25 protein-coding genes are annotated in these 22,718 nt (G+C 70.6%); 21 read left to right on the top strand and 4 right to left on the bottom strand.

Features of this window, described 5'->3' with window-relative positions; genetic code table 11:
• Window positions 1-79: 79 nt before the first annotated feature.
• Genes KO353_RS02245 through KO353_RS02230 form a run of 4 tightly spaced genes read left to right on the top strand, consistent with a single transcriptional unit; the run spans window position 80 to window position 3,558 of the window.
• Window positions 80-1,318, top strand: coding sequence for a CaiB/BaiF CoA transferase family protein (locus tag KO353_RS02245; RefSeq protein WP_218286150.1), 1,239 nt, complete (start codon window positions 80-82; stop codon window positions 1,316-1,318).
• The gene (locus KO353_RS02240; RefSeq protein ID WP_218286149.1) at window positions 1,315-2,160 is read left to right on the top strand and encodes an alpha/beta fold hydrolase; all 846 of its coding nucleotides are present in this window, start codon (window positions 1,315-1,317) and stop codon (window positions 2,158-2,160) included. Before KO353_RS02245 ends, KO353_RS02240 begins: the two co-directional genes overlap by 4 nt.
• Window positions 2,117-3,127, top strand: a complete 1,011-nt coding sequence (locus KO353_RS02235; RefSeq protein WP_218286148.1) for a YheT family hydrolase — start codon at window positions 2,117-2,119, stop codon at window positions 3,125-3,127. The genes KO353_RS02240 and KO353_RS02235 overlap by 44 nt, the downstream gene beginning before the upstream one ends.
• On the top strand, window positions 3,124-3,558 hold the full coding sequence (locus tag KO353_RS02230; RefSeq protein WP_218286147.1) for an acyl-CoA thioesterase: 435 nt from the start codon (window positions 3,124-3,126) through the stop codon (window positions 3,556-3,558). Before KO353_RS02235 ends, KO353_RS02230 begins: the two co-directional genes overlap by 4 nt.
• Before the next feature lie 80 nt (window positions 3,559-3,638).
• Here the strand turns inward: KO353_RS02230 and KO353_RS16225 are convergent, their stop codons facing one another.
• The 3 genes from KO353_RS16225 to KO353_RS02215 all read right to left on the bottom strand — a co-directional run bounded on the left by KO353_RS16225 (window position 3,639) and on the right by KO353_RS02215 (window position 7,142).
• Window positions 3,639-4,448, bottom strand: a complete 810-nt coding sequence (locus tag KO353_RS16225; protein WP_235691988.1) for a nidogen-like domain-containing protein — start codon at window positions 4,446-4,448, stop codon at window positions 3,639-3,641.
• Window positions 4,449-4,820: 372 nt separating this feature from the next.
• Window positions 4,821-5,813 carry a porphobilinogen synthase gene (hemB, locus tag KO353_RS02220; RefSeq protein ID WP_218286146.1) on the bottom strand — a complete coding sequence of 331 codons (993 nt, stop codon included), beginning with the start codon at window positions 5,811-5,813 and terminating at the stop codon, window positions 4,821-4,823.
• Between the two features lie 6 nt (window positions 5,814-5,819).
• Window positions 5,820-7,142 (bottom strand): O-acetylhomoserine aminocarboxypropyltransferase/cysteine synthase family protein, encoded by a 1,323-nt coding sequence (locus KO353_RS02215; protein ID WP_218286145.1) that lies wholly within the window; start codon window positions 7,140-7,142, stop codon window positions 5,820-5,822.
• A 124-nt stretch (window positions 7,143-7,266) separates the two neighbouring features.
• Here KO353_RS02215 and KO353_RS02210 point away from each other — a divergent pair, with 124 nt between their 5' ends.
• From KO353_RS02210 to KO353_RS02155, 12 genes are all read left to right on the top strand, one after another.
• The gene (locus KO353_RS02210) at window positions 7,267-7,425 is read left to right on the top strand and encodes a DUF6898 family protein (protein WP_218286144.1); all 159 of its coding nucleotides are present in this window, start codon (window positions 7,267-7,269) and stop codon (window positions 7,423-7,425) included.
• 260 nt (window positions 7,426-7,685) lie between these two features.
• Window positions 7,686-8,132 (top strand): ribose 5-phosphate isomerase B, encoded by a 447-nt coding sequence (gene rpiB, locus KO353_RS02205; protein ID WP_456236931.1) that lies wholly within the window; start codon window positions 7,686-7,688, stop codon window positions 8,130-8,132.
• On the top strand, window positions 8,129-9,430 hold the full coding sequence (gene glyA / locus KO353_RS02200) for a serine hydroxymethyltransferase (protein ID WP_218286142.1): 1,302 nt from the start codon (window positions 8,129-8,131) through the stop codon (window positions 9,428-9,430). Before rpiB ends, glyA begins: the two co-directional genes overlap by 4 nt.
• 21 nt (window positions 9,431-9,451) lie before the next feature.
• Window positions 9,452-9,919: a transcriptional regulator NrdR gene (gene nrdR, locus KO353_RS02195; RefSeq protein ID WP_218286141.1), complete on the top strand. Its 468-nt coding sequence runs from the start codon at window positions 9,452-9,454 to the stop codon at window positions 9,917-9,919.
• An 8-nt stretch (window positions 9,920-9,927) separates the two neighbouring features.
• Window positions 9,928-11,043, top strand: a complete 1,116-nt coding sequence (gene ribD, locus KO353_RS02190; protein ID WP_218286140.1) for a bifunctional diaminohydroxyphosphoribosylaminopyrimidine deaminase/5-amino-6-(5-phosphoribosylamino)uracil reductase RibD — start codon at window positions 9,928-9,930, stop codon at window positions 11,041-11,043.
• A 5-nt stretch (window positions 11,044-11,048) separates the two neighbouring features.
• Window positions 11,049-11,660, top strand: coding sequence for a riboflavin synthase (locus tag KO353_RS02185; protein ID WP_218286139.1), 612 nt, complete (start codon window positions 11,049-11,051; stop codon window positions 11,658-11,660).
• The gene (ribB, locus tag KO353_RS02180; RefSeq protein WP_218286138.1) at window positions 11,660-12,796 is read left to right on the top strand and encodes a 3,4-dihydroxy-2-butanone-4-phosphate synthase; all 1,137 of its coding nucleotides are present in this window, start codon (window positions 11,660-11,662) and stop codon (window positions 12,794-12,796) included. The genes KO353_RS02185 and ribB overlap by 1 nt, the downstream gene beginning before the upstream one ends.
• Window positions 12,793-13,254: a 6,7-dimethyl-8-ribityllumazine synthase gene (gene ribH / locus KO353_RS02175; protein WP_218286137.1), complete on the top strand. Its 462-nt coding sequence runs from the start codon at window positions 12,793-12,795 to the stop codon at window positions 13,252-13,254. The genes ribB and ribH overlap by 4 nt, the downstream gene beginning before the upstream one ends.
• Window positions 13,251-13,796, top strand: a complete 546-nt coding sequence (nusB, locus tag KO353_RS02170; protein ID WP_218286136.1) for a transcription antitermination factor NusB — start codon at window positions 13,251-13,253, stop codon at window positions 13,794-13,796. The genes ribH and nusB overlap by 4 nt, the downstream gene beginning before the upstream one ends.
• A gap of 3 nt (window positions 13,797-13,799) precedes the next feature.
• The gene (gene thiL / locus KO353_RS02165) at window positions 13,800-14,798 is read left to right on the top strand and encodes a thiamine-phosphate kinase (protein ID WP_218286135.1); all 999 of its coding nucleotides are present in this window, start codon (window positions 13,800-13,802) and stop codon (window positions 14,796-14,798) included.
• Window positions 14,798-15,988, top strand: coding sequence for an MFS transporter (locus KO353_RS02160; RefSeq protein ID WP_218286134.1), 1,191 nt, complete (start codon window positions 14,798-14,800; stop codon window positions 15,986-15,988). Before thiL ends, KO353_RS02160 begins: the two co-directional genes overlap by 1 nt.
• 135 nt (window positions 15,989-16,123) lie before the next feature.
• Window positions 16,124-18,196: a sodium-translocating pyrophosphatase gene (locus tag KO353_RS02155; protein ID WP_218286133.1), complete on the top strand. Its 2,073-nt coding sequence runs from the start codon at window positions 16,124-16,126 to the stop codon at window positions 18,194-18,196.
• 257 nt (window positions 18,197-18,453) lie between these two features.
• Here KO353_RS02155 and KO353_RS02150 read toward each other — a convergent pair whose 3' ends face one another.
• A complete protein-coding gene (locus tag KO353_RS02150) occupies window positions 18,454-18,948 on the bottom strand; it encodes an outer membrane protein assembly factor BamE (RefSeq protein WP_218286132.1) in 495 nt (164 codons plus the stop codon).
• Window positions 18,949-19,061: 113 nt separating this feature from the next.
• On the opposite strand from KO353_RS02150, the gene KO353_RS02145 reads away from it, so the two are divergent.
• The 5 genes from KO353_RS02145 to KO353_RS02125 all read left to right on the top strand — a co-directional run bounded on the left by KO353_RS02145 (window position 19,062) and on the right by KO353_RS02125 (window position 22,608).
• Window positions 19,062-19,616 carry a ubiquinol-cytochrome C chaperone family protein gene (locus KO353_RS02145; RefSeq protein WP_218286131.1) on the top strand — a complete coding sequence of 185 codons (555 nt, stop codon included), beginning with the start codon at window positions 19,062-19,064 and terminating at the stop codon, window positions 19,614-19,616.
• Window positions 19,613-20,083 (top strand): YceD family protein, encoded by a 471-nt coding sequence (locus tag KO353_RS02140; protein ID WP_218286130.1) that lies wholly within the window; start codon window positions 19,613-19,615, stop codon window positions 20,081-20,083. Before KO353_RS02145 ends, KO353_RS02140 begins: the two co-directional genes overlap by 4 nt.
• Before the next feature lie 124 nt (window positions 20,084-20,207).
• Window positions 20,208-20,411, top strand: a complete 204-nt coding sequence (rpmF, locus tag KO353_RS02135; RefSeq protein WP_218286129.1) for a 50S ribosomal protein L32 — start codon at window positions 20,208-20,210, stop codon at window positions 20,409-20,411.
• 128 nt (window positions 20,412-20,539) lie between these two features.
• On the top strand, window positions 20,540-21,574 hold the full coding sequence (plsX, locus tag KO353_RS02130) for a phosphate acyltransferase PlsX (protein WP_218287228.1): 1,035 nt from the start codon (window positions 20,540-20,542) through the stop codon (window positions 21,572-21,574).
• A gap of 2 nt (window positions 21,575-21,576) precedes the next feature.
• A complete protein-coding gene (locus tag KO353_RS02125) occupies window positions 21,577-22,608 on the top strand; it encodes a beta-ketoacyl-ACP synthase III (protein WP_218286128.1) in 1,032 nt (343 codons plus the stop codon).
• Window positions 22,609-22,718: the final 110 nt, after the last annotated feature.

The following is a 22,718-nucleotide window of genomic DNA, read 5'->3' as shown; positions in this document are numbered from 1 at the left end:
CTCGGGTTCCATAAGCGCGCCGACCATGCACCCGCCCCCTGCGGCCTTCAAGCCGGGGGGCCTCTCGGGAAAGGACGCGATGGCCGCAGATCAGACGGGCAGGGAGCCGACGGGGCCGCTCAAGGGCCTGCGCGTGTTCGACCTCACGCGCGTGCTTGCGGGGCCGACCTGCACGCAGATGCTGGGTGACCTTGGCGCGGACGTGATCAAGATCGAGCACCCCACGCGCGGCGACGACACGCGCGGCTTCGCTCCCCCCTTCCTGCCCGGTGCCGACGGCCCGACGAAGGAGAGCGCCTATTTCGCCGGGGTGAACCGTAACAAGCGCAGCCTCACGCTCGACATCGCCAAGCCCGAGGGCGCGGCGCTCGCGAAGCGCCTGATCGCCCGCTGCGACATCCTGGTCGAGAACTTCAAGCCCCGCGGGCTTGCGAAATACGGGCTCGACTACGCGAGCCTCAGCGGCGAGTTCCCCGGGCTGATCTACTGCTCGATCACCGGCTTCGGCCAGACCGGCCCCTACGCCCCGCGGCCAGGCTATGACAGCCTTATTCAGGCGATGGGCGGGGTGATGAGCCTCACGGGCGAACCCGACGGGCTGCCGCAGAAGGTTGGCATCCCGGTCGCCGACCTGTTCGCCGGGCTCTATGCCACGATCGGCATCCTCGCCGCCCTGCGCCACAGGGAGGCGACAGGGCAGGGGCAGCACATCGACATCGGCATGCTCGACACCCATGTCGCCTGGCTCGCCAACCAGGGCATGAACTATCTCGCGACGGGGGAGAACCCGCCGCGCCTCGGAAACCAGCACCCGAACATCGTTCCCTACCAGGTGTTCGCGACCGCCGACGGCGCGATCATGCTCTCGATCGGCAATGACGCGACCTTCGAGCGCTTCTGCAAGGCCTTCGGGCTTGGGCACCTGCTCGCCGACGACCGCTTCGCCACCAATGCCGCGCGCGTCGCCAACCGCGCGCTCGTGACCGACACGCTGACCCCGGTAATGAAGAGCCGAACCACGGCCGAGTGGATCAGGGAGCTTGAGGCGCTCTCGATCGGCTGCGGGCCGATCAACACGCTCAAGGACGTGTTCGCCGACCCGCACGTCCAGGCGCGGGGGATGGTGATCGAGATGCCGCATGCCGCGACTGGCGGCGTTCCGGTGAAGCTGATCGCGAACCCGGTGAAACTCTCCGCCACGCCACCCGACTATCGCACCCCTCCGCCCGTGCTCGGCGCGCACACCGAGGAGATTCTGCTCGAGGCGGGGCTGACGGCGGAGGAGATCGGCTCGCTTCGTGCCAAGGGCGTGGTGTGAACCCGCGCGAGGCGTCAGTCCGCTGGCTCGCCGCCGACGGTTTCCACTCGCTTGCCTATGTCGCATGGGGCGCGCCCGGGCCGCGCCCGCCGATCATTTGCCTCCATGGGCTCACCCGGACGGGGAGAGACTTCGACCGGCTCGCCGCGGCGCTCGCCGCGCGCGGCCGCTTCGTCGTCTGCCCCGACATGCCGGGGCGCGGGCGGAGCGAGTGGCTCGCGAACCCGATGCTCTACGGGGTGCCGACCTACATCGCGGCGTGTTCGCATCTTCTCGCCGCGCTCGGGGCGGAGACGGTCGACTGGGTCGGCACCTCGATGGGCGGGCTGATCGGCCTTGCGATCGCGGCGCTTCCCGGCCAGCCGATCCGGCGCCTCGTCCTCAACGATGTCGGGCCGTTCCTGCCAGCGCCGGCGCTTGCGCGGATCAGGGCTTACGTCGGCGCCGACCCGGCCTTCGCGGACGAGACAGCGCTCGAGGCGCATCTGCGCCGGGTGCATGCGGGCTTCGGCCCGATGACGGAGGAGGATTGGCGACATCTCGCCGCCACCTCGGCGCGTCGGGTGCCGGACGGAACGATCCGACTTCATTATGATCCGGCCATCGCCGCGCCCATGCCTGAGGTCGCGCAGGACATCGACCTCTGGGCGATGTGGGAGGGGATCTCGATCCCCATTCTCGTTCTGCGTGGGGAACTGTCGGATCTGCTCCTGCCCGAGACGGCCGAACGCATGGCCGCGCGGCCGGGTGTCGCGCTGCATACCGTGCCCGGGGTCGGGCATGTCCCTGCTCTCGTCGATGACGACCAGATCGGCCGTGTCGCCGCCTTCCTGGACGCCTGAACCGTTTCGGCCGCGTTTCCCCTGGCTGACCGGGGACCTCCAGACCGTCCGCGACACGCTTCGGCGTGACCCGCCCGACCCTGGGCCCTTTGCGCGTCTGTGGCTCGAGCTCGGCGACGGGGATGCGCTCGCCGCCGCCTGGCATGCGGGGAGGGGGCGCGAGACGGTGGTGCTCGTGCACGGGCTCACGGGCTGCGAGGACGGGGTTCACATACGCCGCTCGGCTGCGTTCTGGCGTGCGCGCGGCCATGGCGTCGTACGGCTCAATCTGCGCGGCTCCCGCCCCTCGCTGCCGCGCTCGCGCAGGCCCTATCATGCCGGAGCGGGGGCGGACATCGTCGCCGCCCTGCGTGCGCTGCCCGAGGCGGTGCGCGCTCCCGGCCTTGTGCTGATCGGGGTGTCGCTCGGCGGCACGCAGGTGCTCGATGCGCTTGCGAGGGAAGGTGAGACGCCCTCGCTTCCGATCGTCGCTGCCGCAACGATCTGTGCTCCCGTGCTGCTCGCGCCGGTATCGGCGCGGATGATGGCGCCGCGAAACGCGCTCTATCACGCCTGGATCCTGCGCCGGATGAAGGCGGAGGCGCGCGCTCTCGGGGCACATGTTCCGCCCGCGCTGCTCGCGGGCGCGCTCGCCGCACGCACTGTGCGCGACTTCGACGAGCGCTACGTCGCCCCGCTCGCGGGCTTTGCGGGCGCGGAGGACTACTACACGCGCTGTTCGCTTCCCCCCCGACTTCCTCGCATCACGGTGCCGACACTGTGCCTCACCGCGGAAGATGACCCGTGGATCCCCGCCGACACCTACCGTGCGATCGACTGGGACGTGAACCCGCAGGTTCGACCGCTGGTCGCTTCGGGCGGCGGCCATGTCGGCTTCCATGATCGCGGCCGGGACGGCTCCTGGGCCGACCGTGCGATCTGCGCCTTCCTCTCACACCATCTGGACGCCGAAAGGACCGCAGCATGACCAAGGCGACCGGCCGGCGTGCCGACTATCTGTGGTTCACCCCCATCACCACGCGTTGGATGGACAATGACGCCTACGGCCACGTCAACAACGTCATCTACTATTCGTGGTTCGACACGGCGGTGGCGCGCTTCCTGATCGCCGAGGTGCTGCCGCACGCGCCGGGGCTCCGGGGCTATGTGGTCGAGACGCAGTGCCGCTACCACAAGCCGATCGCCTTTCCCGATCCGGTGACCGTCGGGTTGCGGGTGGAGCGGCTCGGCACCTCGTCGGTGCGCTATGGAATCGGGATCTTCCGGGAGGAGGAGGAGAGGGCGTCGGCGGAGGGGCATTTCGTGCACGTGCACGTGGACCCTGCGACCGGCCGGCCGAAAGCGACGCCGCCTGAGGCGCGCGCGGCGTTCGAGCGGTTCATGCTCGTGCAGGGCTGAAAAAGAGAAGGGGCGACGCCGAGCGGCGCCGGCCCCTCACGCCCGTGGCATCCCCCGTGCCTCGGGTTGGTCAAGCAGCGTCAGACGCGACGGCGCCGGGCGAGAGCGAGGCCGGCAAGCCCCAGGCCGAGGAGGGCGAGCGACGCGGGCTCGGGAACCGGTGTGGGGTCGGGGTTGACCACCGCCCCGTTTCGGACCTGGAACAGCCAGCGCCCGGGCACGTTGATGTTGCTGCTGGTGTTGAGCGCGTTCGGCCCGCCATCGAGGAACGCGCCGTTGACCGCCGAGCCAGGAAGCTCGAAGGCGGCATTGACGCCGTTCGAGTAGCCGGCGCGGGCGCTGGAGCCGCCGAGCCCACCACTGCCCCCGGAGGCGCTGCCCGTCTCCCACTGGATGCTGCCATAGTTGAAATAGATGTCGGCGTCGCCTGCGGCGATGTCGCTCCGGTCAACGAGCAGCAGCTGGAAACTGTTCAGCTTGTCTGTTCCCTGATTATAGTAACCCACGTTGATCCAGTTCACGCCGAAGGCATCGCGGCCGCCGAACGTCCCGGTGCCGTAGGTGACGGGCTGCGACCCGGACCCACGCGTGTCAACGTCGGCGAAGAACGGCGCGATGATCACCCGGCTCGTCGTCAGAAGCGGGAACGGCGTGTAGGTGAAGAGTGGGGAATCGAACGTGACGTTGCCGTTGTTGTTGACGTAGAGCTGGGTATAGGTCGTGCCGAAAAAGTTGAAGCTGAAGCCGAGGCTGACGAGGCCGGTCGAGCCGTCGTCATTCGGCGGCAGCGTGTTGGCGTTGAAGCCCATGACGATCGTGCTCGCCTGGGCATTGGGCAGAGCGGTGGCGAGGGCCAAGGCCGCTGCCACGATGGTTGTTCGAAGACGCATGTTTCCCTTCTTCAGGCTTTGTGACTCCCGCTCCCGTTTCGTGACTCCCGCTCCCGTTTCAACCGTGCAGGGCCACACAAAGACCTTTAAAGCAATCGCTATGCCAGTATTTAAGCCTTTGAATCACCCAAATCTCGGAAAGGGCCAAACTGGGGGTGTAAAGTTTTCCGACACGCTTCCATGACGGTCGCGCATCGGCTGTCGGACCGGCCAGCGTTCCCGCCGGCAGCGGGTGCCCACGCACGACCTCCCGCCCGGTCCATCCGACCGCGGCGATCGCAATGCCGGGGGCGGAGGGAACCCCCACGCCCAGGTGGCGGCTGAGCGCCTCGGGGCCGCGCGCCCGAGCGGCCACCCGCCTCGCCCGCCCGCTCAGCCCCGCCGCAGCAGCCGCGCCGCCGCAGGTGCGAAATAGGTCAGCACCCCGTTCGCCCCGGCGCGCTTGAACGCCAAGAGGCTCTCCATCATCGCCCGCTCGCCGTCGAGCCAGCCGCGCTCCGCTGCGCCTGCGATCATCGCGTACTCGCCCGACACCTGGTAGGCGAAGGTGGGCACATGGAAGGTCTCGCGCACACGCCTCAGGATGTCGAGATAAGGCATCCCGGGCTTGACCATCACCATGTCCGCACCCTCGGCGAGATCGAGCGCCACCTCGCGCAGCGCCTCGTCGGTGTTCGCCGGGTCCATCTGGTAGGTCTTCTTGTCGCCCTTGAGCGCGCTGCCTGACCCAACCGCCTCGCGGAACGGCCCGTAGAAGGCAGAGGCGTATTTCGCCGCATAAGCCATGATCCGCGTGTGGATGAAGCCCGCCGCGTCGAGAGCGGCGCGGATCGCACCGACGCGCCCGTCCATCATGTCGGAGGGCGCGATCACGTCGATGCCCGCTTCGGCCTGGACCACAGCCTGGCGGCAGAGCACCGCCACCGTCTCGTCGTTCGCCACATAGCCGTTGCGGATCACCCCGTCATGGCCGTGGCTCGTGTAGGGGTCGAGAGCGACGTCGCCGACGAGGCCGATCTCCGGCACCGCCGTCTTGATGGCGCGGGCCGCCCGGCACATCAGGTTCTCGGGGTTGGTGCTTTCGGTTCCCTCCTCGTCCTTGCGTTCGGGCGGCGTGACGGGAAAGAGCGCGATCGCCGGGATGCCGAGCGCCCGCGCCTCCTCTGCCGCGGCAACAGCGAGGTCGATCGACAGCCGTTCCACCCCCGGCATGGAGGCGACCGGCTCGCGCACGCCCGACCCCTCGCGCACGAAGATCGGCCAGATCAGGTCATCGACGGTGAGCGCGTTCTCGGCGACGAGCCGTCGCGTCCAGGAATCGAAGCGGTTGCGCCTGAGGCGAACCGCAGGATAGGCGCCGAACATCACGGCTCACTCCGCCGCCTTGCGCCGCACGCCCGTGGCCGCCTCGAGCGCCTGGGAGAGGTCGGCGAGGATGTCATCGATATGCTCGATGCCGATCGAGAGGCGCACATAACCCGGCGTCACGCCTGTCGCCGCCTGCTCCTCGGCGTCGAGCTGGCTGTGCGTGGTCGAAGCGGGGTGGATCGCAAGCGTGCGCGCGTCGCCGATATTGGCGACGTGGTAGATCATCTTTAGGGCGTCGATGAACCGACGCCCCGCCTCCATTCCGCCAGCGAGCTCGAAGCCGAGAAGCGCCCCGTAGCCGCCGCGGAGATAAGCGTCTGCCCGACGCTTCGCCTCACCCTGCTGCACCGAGGGGTGGATCACCCGTGTGACCGCCGGGTGGCTCGAGAGGAAGGCGGCGACCTTCAGCGCATTGGCGCAGTGACGCTCCATGCGCAGCGGCAGGGTCTCGAGTCCCTGAAGGAACAGGAAGGCGTTGAACGGGCTCATCGCCGCGCCGAGGTCGCGCTGCAGGATCACGCGCGCGCGAAGAATGTAGGCGATCGGCCCCAGCGGTTTCGCGGCCTCGGTCCAGATCGCGCCGTGATAGGAGGGGTCTGGCTCGGTGAGCAGCGGGAAGCGGTGCGCATGTGCCGCCCAGTCGAAATTGCCGCCGTCGACGATCACCCCGCCGATCGAGGTGCCGTGGCCGCCGATGAACTTCGTGGTCGAGTGCATCACCACTGCAGCCCCGTGCTCGATCGGCCGGCAGAGAACCGGTGCGGCGGTGTTGTCCATGATCAGCGGCACGCCGAGGCGCCGGCCGATCGCTGCGACCTCGGCGATCGGGAACACCTGGAGCTTCGGGTTCGGCAGCGTCTCGGCGTAGTAGGCGCGGGTCCGGTCGTCGGTGGCGCGGGCGAAGGCCTCCGGGTCGGCCGGGTCGACGAACCGGCACTCGACACCGAACTGCTTGAGCGTGTTGGCGAACAGGTTCCAGGTTCCGCCGTAGAGGTCGGTCGAGGAGACGATGTTGTCACCCGCCTGGCAGAGGTTCATCACCGCGAAGGTGCTGGCCGCCTGGCCCGAGGCGACGGCGAGCGCGGCAACCCCTCCCTCGAGGGCGGCGACGCGCTTCTCGAGCACATCCACCGTGGGGTTCATGATCCGCGTGTAGATGTTGCCGAGCTCCTTCAGCGCGAACAGGTTCGCCGCGTGCTCGGTGCTGTCGAACTGGTAGGAGGTGGTCTGGTAGATCGGCACCGCGACCGAGTTGGTGGCTGGATCGCGCCGGTACCCGGCGTGCAGAACCAGCGTCTCCACCTTCGGCGTTTGCGGATTGGTCATCTTCCCGTCCGACATTGGCGTGTCTCCCTTCCCGGGGCTTGCGGAGCGGACGATGGCACACGATCGCCTCCCTCACCATGCCCCCGGCGCTCAGCGTGAGCCTCGCGGCGCTGGGGCGGACGAGGTGATCCTCGAACACAGGCGGCTCGGTGCTTGGTTGCGCGTCGCTGCGGTCGATACCACGACGGGGCTCGAGGCGGTCGCCACGGGCCCTGCGGATGCGCCCGCACTGGTCGAGCGGCTTGCGCTCGCCAAGCTCCGCCGGATGCTCTCCGCCCGCTGAAGGTCGCGGTTGAGCGTGTGATCTTCGGCCTGGGGAGGACCTCGGGGCAGGTGGGGTTTCGACGGGGAACCGGCCGGTTCGGGCAGGCGCGGAAGGGGCGGCTTAACCGGCGACACGCATAGGCTCCCGCTCGCGTGGGCGGTGCCGGTCGGACGACGGGCCCCAGCCCGTTGGGGTCGGCTTCCGCGATCGCCCCAGCCCGTGGTATGCCTCGCCCCGCGCCGGAGCGGCCGGCGCAAACGGGCGGGCCTGACGTGAGCATCACCATCGCCTTCGGCGCGGACCATGCCGGTTTCGCCCTCAAGGACGCGCTCGTGGCCGAGGCGCGCGCGCTCGGCCATGCGGTCGAGGACCTCGGCACCAACGGGCCGGAGAGCGTGGACTACCCCGACATCGCCGCCCGCGTCTGCGCCGAGGTGGCGGCGGGCCGCGCCCGCTTCGGCGTGCTCGTCTGCGGCACGGGCATCGGCATGTCGATCGCGGCGAACCGCCACCCCGCGATCCGCTGCGCGCTCGTGCATGACGCGACCGGCGCCCGCCTCACCCGCGCGCACAACGACGCCAACGTGCTCGCCCTCGGCGCGCGCCTCACAGGGCTCGAACCCGCCCTCGACGCGCTCCGCACCTTCCTCGCCACGCCCTTCGAGGGCGGCCGGCACGCGCGCCGCGTCGCCAAGCTTTCCCCCGTTACGGAGACGGCAGGATGAACGTCGAAACGCCAACCCGGGCGCTCGAGCGGTTCTTCAACGCCCCGCTCGTCGAGACCGACCCGGAGATCGCCGCTGCGATCGCCGGCGAGCGCGCGCGCGAGCAGGACGGGATCGAGCTGATCGCCTCCGAGAACATCGTCTCCCGGGCGGTGCTCGAGGCCCAGGGCTCGGTGATGACCAACAAATACGCAGAAGGCTATCCGGGCCGGCGCTACTACGGCGGCTGCGGCGAAGTGGACAAGGCGGAGGCGCTTGCGATCGACCGCGCCTGCCGCCTGTTCGGCTGCTCCTTCGCCAACGTCCAGCCGCACTCGGGGGCGCAGGCCAATCAGGCGGTGTTCCTGGCCCTCCTCAACCCGGGCGACACAATCCTCGGCATGGACCTCGCCGCCGGCGGGCACCTGACCCATGGCGCCCCGGTGAACCTCTCGGGCAAGTGGTTCAGGCCGGTGACCTACGGCGTGCGCCGCGAGGACAGCCTCATCGACATGGAGGCGGTGGCACGGCTCGCCCGCGAGCACCGGCCGAGGCTGATCATCGCCGGTGGCAGCGCCATTCCCCGCGCGCTTGATTTTGCGGCATTCCGGGCGATCGCCGACGAGGTGGGCGCCTACCTTCTCGTCGACATGGCGCACTATGCCGGGCTGGTCGCGGCAGGCGTCTATCCGTCGCCCATCCCGCACGCGCACGTGGTGACCACCACCACGCACAAGACCCTGCGCGGGCCGCGCGGGGGGCTGATCCTCACCAACGACGAGGCGCTCGCGAGGCGGATCAATGCCGCCGTCTTCCCCGGGCTTCAGGGGGGGCCGTTGATGCACGTGATCGCCGCCAAGGCGGTGGCGTTCGGCGAGGCGCTCACCCCCGCCTTCCGCGCCTATGCCAAGGCGGTGGTCGAGAACGCCAAGGTGCTCGCCGACGAGCTACTCACCCAGGGCTTCGGCGTCGTCACGGGGGGGACGGACTGCCACCTCGTTCTCGTCGATCTCCGCCCGAAGAACCTCACCGGCAAGGCGGCGGAGGCGTCGCTCGAGCGCGCCCACATCACCTGCAACAAGAACGCGATCCCGTTCGACCCGCAGAAGCCGATGGTCACCTCCGGCATACGGCTTGGCTCTCCGGCGGCGACCACGCGCGGCTTCGGCGTGGCCGAGTTTCGCGAGGTCGGCCGGATGATCGGCGAGGTTCTGGACGGGCTTGCGCGCAGCAATGACGGCGACAACTCGGCCGTCGAGGCGGCGGTGGGCGCGCGGGTGAAGGCGCTCTGCGCGCGCTTTCCGATCTATCGCGACTGACGGTAAGCCTGCGCGAGCGCCATGCGCTGCCCATTCTGCGGCCACGAGGACACCCAGGTGAAGGACAGCCGTCCGACCGAGGACGGGACGGCGATACGCCGACGACGCTTCTGCCCCTCCTGCGGGCAGCGCTTCACCACCGTCGAGCGGGTGCAGCTGCGCGAGCTCACGGTGGTGAAGTCGGACGGGCGACGAGTCGCGTTCGACCGCGACAAGCTCGCCCGTTCGATCCGAATCGCGCTGCGCAAGCGCCCCGTGGACGAGGACCGCATCGAGCGGATCATGAACGGCTTGCAGCGCCAGCTTGAGAGCTCGGGCGAGAGCGAGATCCCCTCCAAGGCGATCGGCGAGATGGTGATGGACACGCTGCGCGAGGTCGACCCGGTGGCCTATGTCCGCTTCGCTTCCGTCTATCGCAACTTCCGCGAGGCCAAGGACTTCGAGACCTTCGTCGAGTCGCTCTCCGACCGCTCCCGCGGCAAGGGCTGAGCCGGCCGATGGACCCTGGCGAGGACCTCGCCTGGATGCGGGCGGCGCTCGCGCTCGCCCAGCGCGGGCTCGGCAATGTCTGGCCCAATCCTGCCGTCGGCTGCGTGATCGTCCGCGACGGGGTCGCGGTCGGGCGCGGCTGGACGCAGCCTGGCGGCCGCCCGCATGCCGAGACCGAGGCGCTCGCCCGCGCCGGGGCGGCAGCGCGCGGGGCGACGGCCTATGTCTCGCTCGAGCCCTGCTGCCACTGGGGCCGCACGCCCCCCTGCACCGATGCGCTGATCGCCGCCGGAATCGCCCGCGCCGTGATCGCGACCCGCGACCCCGACCCGCGCGTGAACGGCGAGGGGGTGGCGCGGCTTCGCGCCGCCGGCATCGCGGTGACCGAGGGGGTGGCGGAAGCGGAGGCCGCGGAGCTGAACGCGGGCTTCATCGCCCGCATACGCTCCGGCCGTCCCCTCGTCACGCTCAAGCTTGCCGCCACGCTGGATGGCAGGATCGCCACCGCTTCCGGGGAGAGCCGCTGGATCACCGGCGAGGCGGCACGCCGCGCCGCGCACCTCCTTCGCGCGAGCCATGATGCCGTGCTGGTCGGCGCGGGAACGGCGGCCACCGACGATCCCGCTCTCACCGTCCGGCTGCCCGGCGTGGTTCCCGCCGCGCGGCCGGGGCCTGTGCGTGTCGTCGCCGACGGTCGGCTGAGGCTGCCGCTCACCTCCGTACTGGTTGCGACCGCGTGGCAGACCCCTACCTGGATTCTGACCTTGCCCGGGAACGACCGGGCGCGGATCGGCGCGTTCGCCGACGCGGGCTGCACGGTGATGGAGGTGCGCGCCGACGCGACCGGCCAGCCCGACCTCGCCGAGGGCTTGCGCGCCCTCGGCAGCCGGGGCATCACGCGGGTCCTCGCTGAGGGAGGCGGGACGCTCGCGGCCGCGCTCCTTGGTGCGGGGCTCGTTGACCGGCTCGCCTGGTTCGCAGCACCCGGGCTGATCGGAAGCGACGGCGCTCCGGCGGTCGGTGCGCTCGCCCTCGCCGGGCTCGACGCCATGCCGCGCTTCCGACGTACCGGCATCACCCCCGTCGGCGAGGACCTGCTTCTGACCTTCACGCGCGCGGAGTAAGAGCGATGTTCACGGGGCTCATCACCGATCTCGGCACGGTGCGCGCGGTGATTCCGGCAGGCGCCGGCACCGATCTCCGCCTCGAGATCGCGACCGCCTGGGACACGCGGGAGATCGCGCCCGGCGCCTCGGTCGCCTGCTCCGGCTGCTGCCTGACCGTGATCGCGAAAGGGGAGGGGTGGCTCGCCTTCACCGCCTCCGCCGAGACGCTCGCGAAGACCACCCTCGGACGCTGGCGGCCGGGCACGCGCGTCAACCTCGAACGCTCGCTGAAGCTCGGCGACGAGCTCGGCGGCCACCTCGTCTCCGGCCATGTCGACGGTGTTGGCCTCGCCGTCTCTGCCGAAGCAGAGGGAGGCTCCACCCGCTGGCGCTTCCGCCCGCCGCCCGACCTGATGCCCTACATCGCCCCGAAGGGCAGCATTGCGATCGACGGGGTGAGTCTGACCGTCAACGACGTTGACGCGGACGGGTTCGGGGTCAACATCATCCCGCACACGGCGGCGGTGACGAGTTTCGGCCTGCTCCGCCCCGGCGACCCCGTGAACATCGAGGTGGACATGCTGGCCCGCTATGTCGCGCGCATCCTTGGGGCCGGAGGCGGGGGCGCGCGCTGATGCCGGATCCGAAGCCGGTCGCGGAGGCGTTCAGCGACGCCATCGCGCCCATTGAGGAGATCATCGCCGAGGCGCGGGCAGGGCGGATGTTCGTGCTCGTCGACGACGAGGACCGCGAGAACGAGGGCGATGTCGTCATCGCGGCCCAGTTCGCCGATGCCGAGGCGATCAACTTCATGGCCAAGCACGCGCGCGGGCTGATCTGTCTTGCGATGACGCGCGAGCGCATCGAGGCGCTCGGCCTGCCGCTGATGGCCCAGGCCAACGGCACGCGCCACCAGACGGCGTTCACCGTCTCGATCGAGGCGCGTGAGGGGGTCACCACAGGCATCTCGGCGGCCGATCGCGCGCGCACCATCGCTGTCGCGATCGACCCGACCAAGGGGAGGGCGGACATCGTCACGCCAGGCCATGTGTTCCCGCTGATGGCACGCGAGGGCGGAACGCTCGTCCGCGCTGGCCACACCGAGGCGGCGGTGGACATCGCTCGGCTCGCCGGCCTCATCCCTGCAGGCGTGATCTGCGAGGTGATGAACGATGACGGCACGATGGCACGGCTGCCCGATCTCGTCGCCTTCGCCCGTCGCCACGGCCTCAAGATCGGCACGATCGCCGACCTGATCGCCTACCGCCGCCGCACGGAGCGGCTCGTCCGACGCATCGCCGAGACGACGATCGAGAGCGCGTGGGGCGGAACGTTCCGCATGATCGTCTATGCCAACACGGTCGAGTACGCCGAGCATGTCGCTCTGATCAAGGGCGAGGCCGGCTCGGGAGGGCCGGTGCTCGTGCGCGTACACGCCGTCAACGTGCTCACCGATGTCCTCGGCGACGGGGTGCCGCCGGGCGGGGAGAGCGACCTGCACGCGGCGATGCGGATGATCGGCAACGAGGGCCGCGGCGTCGTCGTCCTGATCCGCGAGCCGCGGCCGACGGCGCTGTCGGAGCGTGTGGCGCGGCGCGAGGAGGGCATGCCGCCGGCTCTGCGCGACTACGGCGTCGGCGCCCAGATCCTCGCCGATCTCGGCGTTCGCGAGATGGTGCTGCTCACCAACCATCCGCGCGCTGTGGTCGGCCTCGAGGGCTATGGGCTTGCGATCGTCGCCCACCGCCCGATCCGGCACGGCGTCGCATGACGGATCGCCCGCCGCACATCCTCGTCATCGAGGCACCCTATTACCGCGAGATCGCGGCCGGGCAGCTCGCCGGAGCGCGCCGCGTGCTCGAGGCCGCGGGCGCGACGCACGAGGTGGTTCAGGTGGCCGGGGCCTTCGAACTTCCCGGCGCCGTTCGGCTCGCGCTTCGGGCGATGGCGCGCCCGGGCGGGCCGCGCTGGGACGGGTTCATCGCTCTCGGCTGCGTCGTGCGCGGCGAGACCGACCACTACGACCATATCTGCCGCGAAACGGCACGTGGGCTGATGGACCTCTCGGTCCAGTTCGGCGTGCCGGTGGCCTTCGGCGTGCTCACGGTGGACACGGAGGCGCAGGCAGAGGCGCGCGCGCGCGACGACGAGATGAACAAGGGGGCGGAGGCGGCCCGGGCCGTGCTTGCCCAGATCGCGCTCGCGCGTCGCTGGGGCGTGGGGCCGTGAACGCCGAGGCGAAGACGGCGCGGCGAGCGAAGGGCAGGGGAGGGAAGTCCCCCCCCGCTCGGCCGCGCACCGCCGCACGGCTTGCCGCCGTGCAGGCCCTCTACCAGGCCGAGCAGGCCCAAGCCCCGGCCGAAGCCGTGCTCGACGAGTTCGTGCGCCACCGGATCGGGGCGGTCGCGGGACGTCCGCTCTCGCCGGGAGCCCTCGAGGACGGCGCGGCGCCGGGGGCGGATGTGACGCTGCTCGCGCGGATCCTGCGCGGCTGGGCCGGCAACGCCGAGACGCTCGACCGTGTGGTCTCGGCTGCTCTCGCCGAGGACTGGCCGCTTGCCCGGCTCGACCCGGTTCTGCGCGCGCTCCTGCGCGCCGCGGCCGCCGAGCTCTATGACCCCGACGGCGCGCCCGCAAGGGCGGTGATCAACGAGTATCTCGACGTCGCGCACGGCTTCTTCGGCGGCGAGGAGCCTCGCTTCGCCAACGGCGTGCTGGACCGGATCGCCCGCACGCTGCGTGCGGACGAGTTCGCGCCCGAGTCGGGCTGAGCGGTGGCCGAGCCTGCGGACGACGACTCGCTTCCCGGCGAGTTCCGCCTGATCGCGCGGCATTTCCGCCCGCTCGCCGCCGCCCCGAGCGCGCTCGCCCTCGCTGACGACGCCGCCCTGCTCGACCCTCCTGCTGGGCGAACCCTCGTGCTCGCCGCCGATGCGATGGTCGCGGGCGTGCATTTCCTGCCTGACGATCCGCCCGAGACGATCGGCCGCAAGCTCTTACGCGTGAACCTCTCCGACCTCGCCGCCATGGGGGCCGAGCCGGTCGGCTACCTGATGACGATCGCGCTCTCCCCTGCCACGGACGAGGCCTGGCTCGAGGCGTTCACCCGCGGCCTCGCCGAGGACCAGGCGCGCTTCGGCGTCGTGCTGTTCGGCGGTGACACGGTCGCAAGCCCCGGGCCAGTGACCCTCTCGCTCACCATCATCGGTGCCGTCTCTCCGGGCCGAGCGCTGCGTCGCGACGGCGCCCGGGCGGGGGATACCCTGTGGGTCTCGGGCACGATCGGCGACGGGGCGCTCGGGCTCGATGCGCTGACGGGAAAGCTCCTGCACCTTGCTCCGCCGGCGCGCGAAACTCTCGCCCAACGCTACCGCCTGCCCGAACCGAGGCTCGGCCTCGGCGCGGCGCTCGCAGGTGTCGCGACCGCCTGCATAGATGTCTCGGACGGCCTCGTGCAGGACGTCGGCCATCTCGCGCGCGGCGCAGGCCTTGCTGCTGTGATCGAGGCCGCGAGCGTGCCGCTCTCCGAGGCGGCGCGGGAGGCGGTCGCCGCCTCGCCCGGCCTCCTCGAACGCTGCCTGACGGGGGGAGACGACTACGAGCTCGCCTTCGCCGCGCCTCCCGGAGCGGAGGCGGCTGTGCGCGCCGCAGCCGCCGCGGCCGGTGTCGCCGTCACCCGGATCGGGCGGTTCGCGCCCGGGAGCAGCGTTCGCGTGATCGCTGAGGATGGAACGCCCATGCCGATCACCCGCGGCGGCTGGAGCCACCTCTGATGAGCACCGCCTCCGTCCCGGACCAGCGGCGGAACGTCGCGCTCCTGTTCCTCTGCCAGTCGCTCAACCAGGCGGCGATGAGCGGCCAGGTGGCGATGGCAGCGCTGATCGGCCATTCGCTCGCCGCGAACAAGGCGCTCGCGACCCTGCCGATGTCGGTGCAGATGGCCTCGACCATGCTCGCCTCCACCCCGGCGGCGTTGCTGTTCACCCGCTTCGGCCGGCGCACGGGCTTCGCGGCCGGCGCGCTCTCCCACCTCGTGTCGGCGGCGATCGCGTTCCTCGCGCTGTGGCAGGCGGAGTTTCCTCTGTTCCTCCTCTCCACCGTGTTCGGCGGCCTCGCCTTCGGGGTGGCGATGCACTACCGCTTCGCGGCAGCCGACGCGGCCTCGCCGGACTGGCGGCCGAAGGCGATCAGCCTCGTGATGGCAGGCGGGGTGATCGGCGCCTTCGCCGGCCCAGAGGTGGTGAAGTGGACCAAGGACTGGTTCGCGCCGGTCCTGTTCGCCGGCACCTATGCCGCCTTCGCCCTGATCCCTGCGGCCATCCTGGTCGCTCTCGCCTTCACCCGACTGCCGAAGCGGCCGCCGCGGACGCCCGGTTCGGCGCGGCTCGGCGCGATCCTCCGCCGGCCGGCCGTGGCGGTCGCGATCCTCTCCGCCGTGGTCGCCTGGGACACGATGAACCTCGTGATGGCGGCGACCCCGCTCGAGATGATGCTCTGCGGCTTCGCCGTGAATGACAGCGCCACTGTGATCCAGTGGCATGCCGCGGCGATGTTCGCCCCGTCCTTCGTCACCGGCAGCCTGATCGCCCGGTTCGGCGCGGGAAGGGTGATCGCCACCGGAGCGGTGCTCACAGCCGCCTGCGCCGCGGTGGCGCTTCAGGGTGAGACGTTCGCGCATTTCCTCGTGGCGCTGATCCTGCTCGGGGTGGGGTGGAATTTCATGTTTGTCGGCGCCACCACGCTTCTGACGGCCTCCGTCGCCCCGGAGGAGCGTGTGCGCGCCCAGGCCGCGAACGACACCATCGTCTTCGGCACGGTGACTCTGACGGCCGTGGGCGCGGGCGTGATCCACCACCTCGCCGGCTGGATGGTGCTGAACGCGGCGATCCTGCCGCCTGTGGCGGTGGCGCTTCTCGCGGTGGCATGGCTTGCGCGGAGAGAGCGTGCCGCCCTCGGCGCGTGACATTGCGTGCCGTCGCGTGCTCTGGCATAGGGCCTCGCGTCGCCGTGAACGGCAGGTCAGCGCCTGCCGTGCCGGACGACGCGTCCCTCCCCGACGCACGCCCGCAATGACAACCACCAGCACACGGGACAGTCCATGAGCCTGACCTTCGCGATCCTCTGCGGCCTCCTCGCGGTCGCCTATGGCGCCTATACGGGGCGCGAGGTGCTCGCCAAGCCTGCCGGAAGCGCGCGGATGCAGGAGATCGCCACCGCCGTGCAGCAGGGGGCGCAGGCCTATCTGAACCGGCAGTACACGACGATCGCGATCGTCGGTGCCGTCGTCTGCGTCCTGCTCGCCCTGTTGCTGTCGCTCTGGTCGGCGATCGGCTTTGTGATCGGCGCCGTGCTCTCGGGTGCGGCCGGCTATATCGGCATGAACGTCTCGGTGCGCGCCAATGTGCGGACGGCGGAAGCCGCGCGCCAAGGCCTGCAGCCGGCGCTCGACGTGAGCTTCAAGGCGGGTGCGATCACCGGCCTGCTGGTCGTTGGCCTCGGGCTGCTCGGGGTCGCGGGCTACTGGGCGTGGCTGCGCGGCGCGGGCGTTCCCGAGCGCACCGTGCTCGAGGCGCTGGTCGCTCTCTCCTTCGGCGCGAGCCTGATCTCGATCTTCGCCCGGCTGGGGGGCGGCATCTTCACCAAGGGCGCGGATGTGGGCGCTGACCTCGTGGGCAAGGTCGAGGCCGGCATTCCAGAGGATGACCCGCGCAACCCTGCCGTGATCGCCGACAACGTGGGCGACAACGTGGGCGACTGCGCCGGGATGGCCGCTGACCTGTTCGAGACCTATGCGGTGACGATCGTCGCGACCATGCTTCTGGGCGCCATCTTCTTCACCGGGGCGACCGCGACGACGCTGATGACGCTGCCGCTTCTGATCGGCGCGGTGTGCATCGCCGCCTCCGTGGCCGGCACCTTCTTCGTCAAGCTCGATTCCTCGGGCGCGATCATGAAGGCGCTCTACCGCGGCCTGATCGCCACGGGCGCGATCTCGGCGGTGCTGATCTTCCTCGTGATCCTGTTCTACGTCGGCCTCGGCAAGAGCGCGGGCGCTCCGTTCTCCGGCTTCGCTCTCTGGGTCTGCGCGCTCGTCGGCCTCGGCGTGACCGCGGCGATCGTGTGGGTGACGGAATACTACACGGGGACCGACTATCGCCCGGTGAAGTCGATCGCCGAGGCCTCGACCACTGGACACGGCACCAACGTGATCCAGGGCCTTGCGATGAGCATGGAGGCGACGGCCGCACCGGTGGTGATCATCTGCCTCGGCATCCTCGTCTCCTACCTGATGGCGGGCGTCTACGGCATCGCGATCTCCGCCACCACCATGCTTGCGCTCGCCGGGATCATCGTCGCTCTCGATGCCTACGGCCCGGTGACGGACAATGCCGGCGGCATCGCCGAGATGGCGGAACTGGCGAAGGACGTGCGTGTGACCACCGACGCGCTCGACGCGGTGGGTAACACCACCAAGGCGGTGACGAAGGGCTATGCGATCGGCTCGGCGGGGCTTGCGGCTGTGGTGCTGTTCGCCGCCTATCTCGAGGACCTCAAGCACTACTTCCCGTCGGTCGAGGTCCAGTTCAGCCTCTCCGACCCCTATGTCGTGATCGGCCTCTTCATGGGCGGCCTCTTGCCCTACCTGTTCGGCGCGATGGGGATGACGGCGGTGGGCCGCGCCGCCGGCAGCGTGGTGATCGAGGTGCGGCGGCAGTTCCGCGAGATCCCCGGCATCATGGAAGGCTCCGGCAAGCCGGACTATGGGCGGGCCGTCGACATGCTCACCCGGGCGGCGATCAAAGAGATGGTCGCTCCATCGATGCTGCCCGTGTTCGCGCCGGTGCTCCTGTGGATCGTGATCGCGATCATCGCCGGAAAGGCGGCCGCCTTCGCCGCGCTCGGCGCGATGCTGCTCGGCACCATCATCACCGGGCTGTTCGTCGCGATCTCGATGACGGCCGGCGGCGGCGCCTGGGACAACGCCAAGAAGCTGATCGAGACCGGGCTCCACGGCGGCAAGGGCTCGGAGGCGCACAAGGCGGCGGTCACCGGCGACACGGTCGGCGATCCTTATAAGGACACGGCCGGGCCGGCGGTGAACCCGATGATCAAGATCACCAACATCGTCGCAATCCTGTTGCTTGCGATCCTCGCCAAGCTGATCGGCTGAGCGCGGCGAGCGGCGTCGGCTGAGTGCGGCGGGGGGCCGGGCGAGGGGGCGCCTGCCCCCCGACAACGCGCGCCAATGCGTGGCGGGAGGCGTGACGCCGGGTCACACGGCGAGGCGGCGGCCGGACGAGCGGCCAAGCGATCGGGGACCTGATGGTCCCGCCGGCTCCCGACCGGTGGCTGCCCGTGGTGCCTTACAGTGAAACCGGATGGCGGCTCAAAGCCCGCGGAGTTCGCCGCGGCGCGCCCCCGTGCGCCTCAGGGAACGCCGGGGCCCGGGCCGGGGGTGCGGCCGGCGCCACCGGGGGCGAACCGGCCGATATTGCCGAGGATCAGACCGACGAAACTCCTCTCGGTCCCGGGCGTGGGCGTCACGCGCGCCACCGGCGCGATCTCCTTCGCCTGGCTCTTGTCGATCACCTCGACGCGCGCGAGCGTGCCCGTGCGGTCGAAGTGGACGGCGACGACCTCCTGCTCGATCAGCGCATCCATCCGGCCGACCCGGTTCTCCGTCACGCCGCTGATATAGAACCAGGTCTCCTCGCCGAAGACGGCGGTGGCCGAGGGGGAGCCGAGCAGGGCGAGCACATCGGCGCGCGTCTGCACGCCGGGAGCGAGTTGCGCCAAAAGCTCCCCGTCCACTTTGTGCCCGCGCGGTTCACGCGTGGCGTCGATGATGCCGCAGCCCGGGAGAAGGCCTGCGGCGAGAAGCGACGTGGCCAGCGCAATCAGGGGAAGGCGTCTGGTCGGCATGGTCCCTCCGGCGCGGGCGGCGATTGACGCGACGGCGGCGCGCGCCATGTGATGGCCTGTCACGGCCGCGCGCGCCTTGTCAACGCCCGGCCCCGGATGGACCGTCCGCCGCCATGCCGCTCGCCTCGCTGTTCCGCCGCCGCCCGTTCGAGGCCGAAGCCTTCCGCCTGTACGGCGCCGCCGTCGCCGCCGCGCGCGACCCCGCCTGGTATGCGCGGCTCGGCGTTCCAGACACGCTCGACGGCCGGTTCGACATGATCTCCGTCTTCGTGTTTCTGCTCATCGACAGGGCGAGGACAGACCCCGACCCGCGCGGCTCCGACCTCGCCCAGGCCCTGTTCGATGCAATGTTCGCCGACATGGACCAGAACCTGCGCGAGCTCGGGGTGGGTGACCTCTCGGTCGGCAAGAAGGTGAAGACGATGTGGGAGGCCTTCAACGGCCGCGCCCGCGCCTATGCCGCGGCGATCGAGAGCCCCGACCGGGGGGCGCTCGCAGAGGCTCTGGCACGCAATGTCTGGCGCACCGAGGCAGTGCCCGAGGCGGCGCATCGTCTGGCCAAGGCGGTTCGCCGCGAGGCCGAGCACCTCGGCCGCCAGGATTTCAAAGCGCTTGCCGCCGGGCGGGTTTCGTTCCTCGGCGCAGAGAGGGCCCTCGGCCAGGAATGAGCAGGGCGGCAGAGGCGCCGGAATTCTCCCGCCCCGTCACCCTCGCCTCGCTTCGGCAGGGGTCGAGGCAGCTCGTCATTGAGGCGACCGCCGCCGAGTGCGACGCTCTCGCCCGCCGGTTCGGGCTCGAGGGCGTGCGGTCGCTCTCGGCGAGGCTCGAGCTGGTCGCGAAGCCCTCCGGCGCTGTCTCGCTCCGGGGAACGATGCGGGCGGTGGTCGACCGCGCCTGCGTCGTCACCCTCGAGCCGATGACCGAGCGGATCGAGGGACCCCTCTCCGTGCTGTTCCGGCCTGAGGGGGCTGCAGCCCGGGAGGTGACACTGGATGTCGAGCTCGAGGAGGACGAGGAGCCGCTTTCCGGCGGGGTGATCGACGCGGGCGAGGTCGTGGCCCAGACGATGGCACTCGCGCTTGACCCCTGGCCGAAGCGTCCAGGAGCGAGGCTCGGCGAAGAGGAAGCGAGCTGAGCTGCCGAAGAGCGCAGAGGAGAGGTGAGACCCTTCCGACATGTAACTTTACGCGCCGGGGGGGCTCTGCTAAGCACCCGGGCTCGTCGGTTTCCTTTTCGTGACAGAGCAAGGCTGAGCCACCATGGCGGTCCCCAAGCGGAAGACGTCCCCTTCCCGGCGCAACATGCGCCGGTCACATGAAGCCTTGCGCGCCGAGGCGTATGTGGAATGCCCGAACTGCGGCGAACTCAAGCGGCCCCACCACGTGTGCGGCTCCTGCGGCTACTATGACGGTCGCGAGGTTGCGCCGGCCGGTGACAAGCTGAAGGCTGTCGTCCGCATCTGAGCGGCCGCACGGAGGGCGTATGGCGGCAACCTTGCCCAGCGGGGATCGCCGCCTCGCCGTGGCAGACTCCTGGCCGCCCTGACAGAGCGATCGTGAACGGCGCCCCCTTTCCACTGGCGATCGATGCCATGGGCGGCGACCGGGCGCCGTCGATGGTGATCGAGGGTCTTCGCGTCGCCCTCGAGCGTCATCCGGGCGCACGCTTCCTCGTGTTCGGCGATGAGGCCGCCGTCGGGCCGATGCTCGGCCGCCACCCTGCTCTTGCCGCTGCCTGCGTTCTTCGGCACGCGCCCGAGCTTGTGCCGAACGACATGAAGCCGACGGCGGCGCTGCGCCTCCGCGCCTCCTCGATGCGCCTTGCGATCGACGCCGTGGCGGCGGGCGAGGCGGAGGGCGTGGTCAGCGCCGGCAATACCGGTGCGCTGATGGCGCTCGCCAAGATCGTTCTCAAGACGCTGCGGGGGATCGACCGGCCTGCGATGGCAGGGATCGGCCCTTCGGCGCGGGGCGACTTCGTGGTGCTGGACCTCGGCGCGAACGTGCAGTGCGACGCGCGCAACCTCGTCGAGTTCGCGCTGATGGGCGAGGTGTTCGCGCGGACCGTGCTCGGTCTCCGCTCGCCCTCGATCGGCCTGCTCAATGTCGGCGCCGAGGAGCTCAAGGGCGACGAGAGGGTCCGCCAGGCGGCCGAGGTCCTGCGCGCGAGCCATGTCGCGCCGCTCTTCCACGGCTTCATCGAGGGGCACGACATCGCCGGCGGCACCGTCGACGTGGTGGTGACCGACGGGTTCACAGGCAATGTCGCACTCAAGACCGGGGAGGGGACGCTCAAGCTGGTACGCGACCTGTTGCGCGAGGTGTTCTCCTCCACGCTCGCGGCGAAGCTTGGCTACATGCTCGCCCGGCCGGCGCTTGAGCGGCTGCGCGAATGGCTCGACCCGCGTCGCTACAACGGCGCGGTTCTGCTCGGCCTCAACGGCGTGGTGGTGAAAAGCCACGGCGGCACCGATGCGCTCGGCTTCGCGCACGCGATCGACCTCGCGATGGACATGGTCACCCACGGCTTTAACGCGCAGATCAGCGCCGAGCTGCTCAAGCTTCGGGGGGAGAGCTCGGCCGGCGAAGGGCCCGAGCAGGGAGCGGCCACGGCGCTGGCCGGGTGAGCATGGACAGCGCTCCCTCTTCTCCGGCGCTCTGCGCCTCCGCCCAGCGGCCGGCGTCCGCCTGCGTCCGGTCCCGGATCGCCGGCTTCGGCGGCGCGCTGCCCGAGCGCGTGGTCACGAATGACGAGCTTGCCGCCACGCTCGACACCTCCGACGCCTGGATCGTCGAGCGGACGGGAATCCGCGAGCGCCGGATCGCCGCCCCGGGCGAGTTGACCTCCGATCTCGCAGCCCGGGCGGCCCGTGCCGCGCTCGCCGATGCGTCGGTCGAGGCCGAGGCGGTGGACGGGATCATCCTCGCGACCTCGACGCCGGACCGGACCTATCCCGCCACCGCCGTCTCGGTCCAGGCGAAGCTCGGGCTCACGCGCGGCTTTGCCTTCGACATCGCCGCCGTCTGCACCGGCTTCATCTACGCCCTGGCCGTGGCGGACTCGATGATCCGCGCCGGGGCGGCACGCACGCTGCTCGTGATCGGGGCGGAGGTGAACAGCCGGATTCTCGACTGGTCGGACCGGAGCACGGCGGTGCTGTTCGGTGACGGTGCGGGGGCCGTGGTCCTGGTCGCCCACACCCAGGAGGACGGGCCCGGCGCGCCCGGCATCCTCTCGACGCACCTCCATGCCGACGGCCGGTACGAGGGGATCCTCCATGTCGATGGCGGCCCAGGCAGCACCGGCACGGTCGGCCATGTGCGGATGCAGGGGCGGGAGGTGTTCCGCCATGCGGTGGCCAAGCTCGCGGCGGTCGTGGACGAGGCGCTCGCGGCGAACGGTCTCGGCCAAGGGGATGTCGACTGGCTCGTCCCGCACCAGGCGAACCTCCGGATCATCGAGGCGATGGGCCGCAAGCTCGGCCTGCCGCCCGAGCGCGTGGTGGTGACGGTCGATCGCCATGCCAACACCTCCGCCGCTTCGATCCCGCTCGCGCTTGCCGATGCCTACCGTGACGGTCGGCTCAAGCGGGGCGATCTCGTTCTGATGGAGGCGATCGGTGGCGGTCTGACCTGGGGCGCGGCGCTCGTGCGCCTCTAGGGGGGAGGCGTCAGCGGCAGAATGGATCCGTCGCGGCGACGATGCCGGGAAACCCAGGGTGGACGGCGTCGCGGGAGGCTCCGGTCAACGGGCGAACGCCGGGACCGCCG

Origin of the sequence: Elioraea tepida (genome assembly GCF_019203965.1) — a bacterium.
In the GTDB taxonomy this organism is placed as follows: Bacteria; Pseudomonadota; Alphaproteobacteria; order Acetobacterales; family Acetobacteraceae; genus Elioraea_A; species Elioraea_A tepida.
Note: the sequence above shows the minus strand (reverse complement) of the source record. Positions and strands in the feature narration are given on the sequence as shown.

What these genes read in the sequence shown, in the direction of transcription:
- KO353_RS02245 (WP_218286150.1), top strand. Translation starts at nt 80, where the DNA reads ATGGCCGCAGATCAGACGGGCAGGGAGCCGACGGGGCCGCTCAAGGGC.
- KO353_RS02235 (WP_218286148.1), top strand. Translation starts at nt 2,117, where the DNA reads ATGACGACCAGATCGGCCGTGTCGCCGCCTTCCTGGACGCCTGAACCG.
- KO353_RS02230 (WP_218286147.1), top strand. Translation starts at nt 3,124, where the DNA reads ATGACCAAGGCGACCGGCCGGCGTGCCGACTATCTGTGGTTCACCCCC.
- KO353_RS16225 (WP_235691988.1), bottom strand. Translation starts at nt 4,448, where the DNA reads ATGCGTCTTCGAACAACCATCGTGGCAGCGGCCTTGGCCCTCGCCACC.
- hemB (WP_218286146.1), bottom strand. Translation starts at nt 5,813, where the DNA reads ATGTTCGGCGCCTATCCTGCGGTTCGCCTCAGGCGCAACCGCTTCGAT.
- KO353_RS02215 (WP_218286145.1), bottom strand. Translation starts at nt 7,142, where the DNA reads ATGACCAATCCGCAAACGCCGAAGGTGGAGACGCTGGTTCTGCACGCC.
- glyA (WP_218286142.1), top strand. Translation starts at nt 8,129, where the DNA reads ATGAACGTCGAAACGCCAACCCGGGCGCTCGAGCGGTTCTTCAACGCC.
- nrdR (WP_218286141.1), top strand. Translation starts at nt 9,452, where the DNA reads ATGCGCTGCCCATTCTGCGGCCACGAGGACACCCAGGTGAAGGACAGC.
- ribD (WP_218286140.1), top strand. Translation starts at nt 9,928, where the DNA reads ATGGACCCTGGCGAGGACCTCGCCTGGATGCGGGCGGCGCTCGCGCTC.
- KO353_RS02185 (WP_218286139.1), top strand. Translation starts at nt 11,049, where the DNA reads ATGTTCACGGGGCTCATCACCGATCTCGGCACGGTGCGCGCGGTGATT.
- ribB (WP_218286138.1), top strand. Translation starts at nt 11,660, where the DNA reads ATGCCGGATCCGAAGCCGGTCGCGGAGGCGTTCAGCGACGCCATCGCG.
- ribH (WP_218286137.1), top strand. Translation starts at nt 12,793, where the DNA reads ATGACGGATCGCCCGCCGCACATCCTCGTCATCGAGGCACCCTATTAC.
- KO353_RS02160 (WP_218286134.1), top strand. Translation starts at nt 14,798, where the DNA reads ATGAGCACCGCCTCCGTCCCGGACCAGCGGCGGAACGTCGCGCTCCTG.
- KO353_RS02155 (WP_218286133.1), top strand. Translation starts at nt 16,124, where the DNA reads ATGAGCCTGACCTTCGCGATCCTCTGCGGCCTCCTCGCGGTCGCCTAT.
- KO353_RS02150 (WP_218286132.1), bottom strand. Translation starts at nt 18,948, where the DNA reads ATGCCGACCAGACGCCTTCCCCTGATTGCGCTGGCCACGTCGCTTCTC.
- KO353_RS02145 (WP_218286131.1), top strand. Translation starts at nt 19,062, where the DNA reads ATGCCGCTCGCCTCGCTGTTCCGCCGCCGCCCGTTCGAGGCCGAAGCC.
- KO353_RS02140 (WP_218286130.1), top strand. Translation starts at nt 19,613, where the DNA reads ATGAGCAGGGCGGCAGAGGCGCCGGAATTCTCCCGCCCCGTCACCCTC.
- rpmF (WP_218286129.1), top strand. Translation starts at nt 20,208, where the DNA reads ATGGCGGTCCCCAAGCGGAAGACGTCCCCTTCCCGGCGCAACATGCGC.
- plsX (WP_218287228.1), top strand. Translation starts at nt 20,540, where the DNA reads ATGGGCGGCGACCGGGCGCCGTCGATGGTGATCGAGGGTCTTCGCGTC.
- KO353_RS02125 (WP_218286128.1), top strand. Translation starts at nt 21,577, where the DNA reads ATGGACAGCGCTCCCTCTTCTCCGGCGCTCTGCGCCTCCGCCCAGCGG.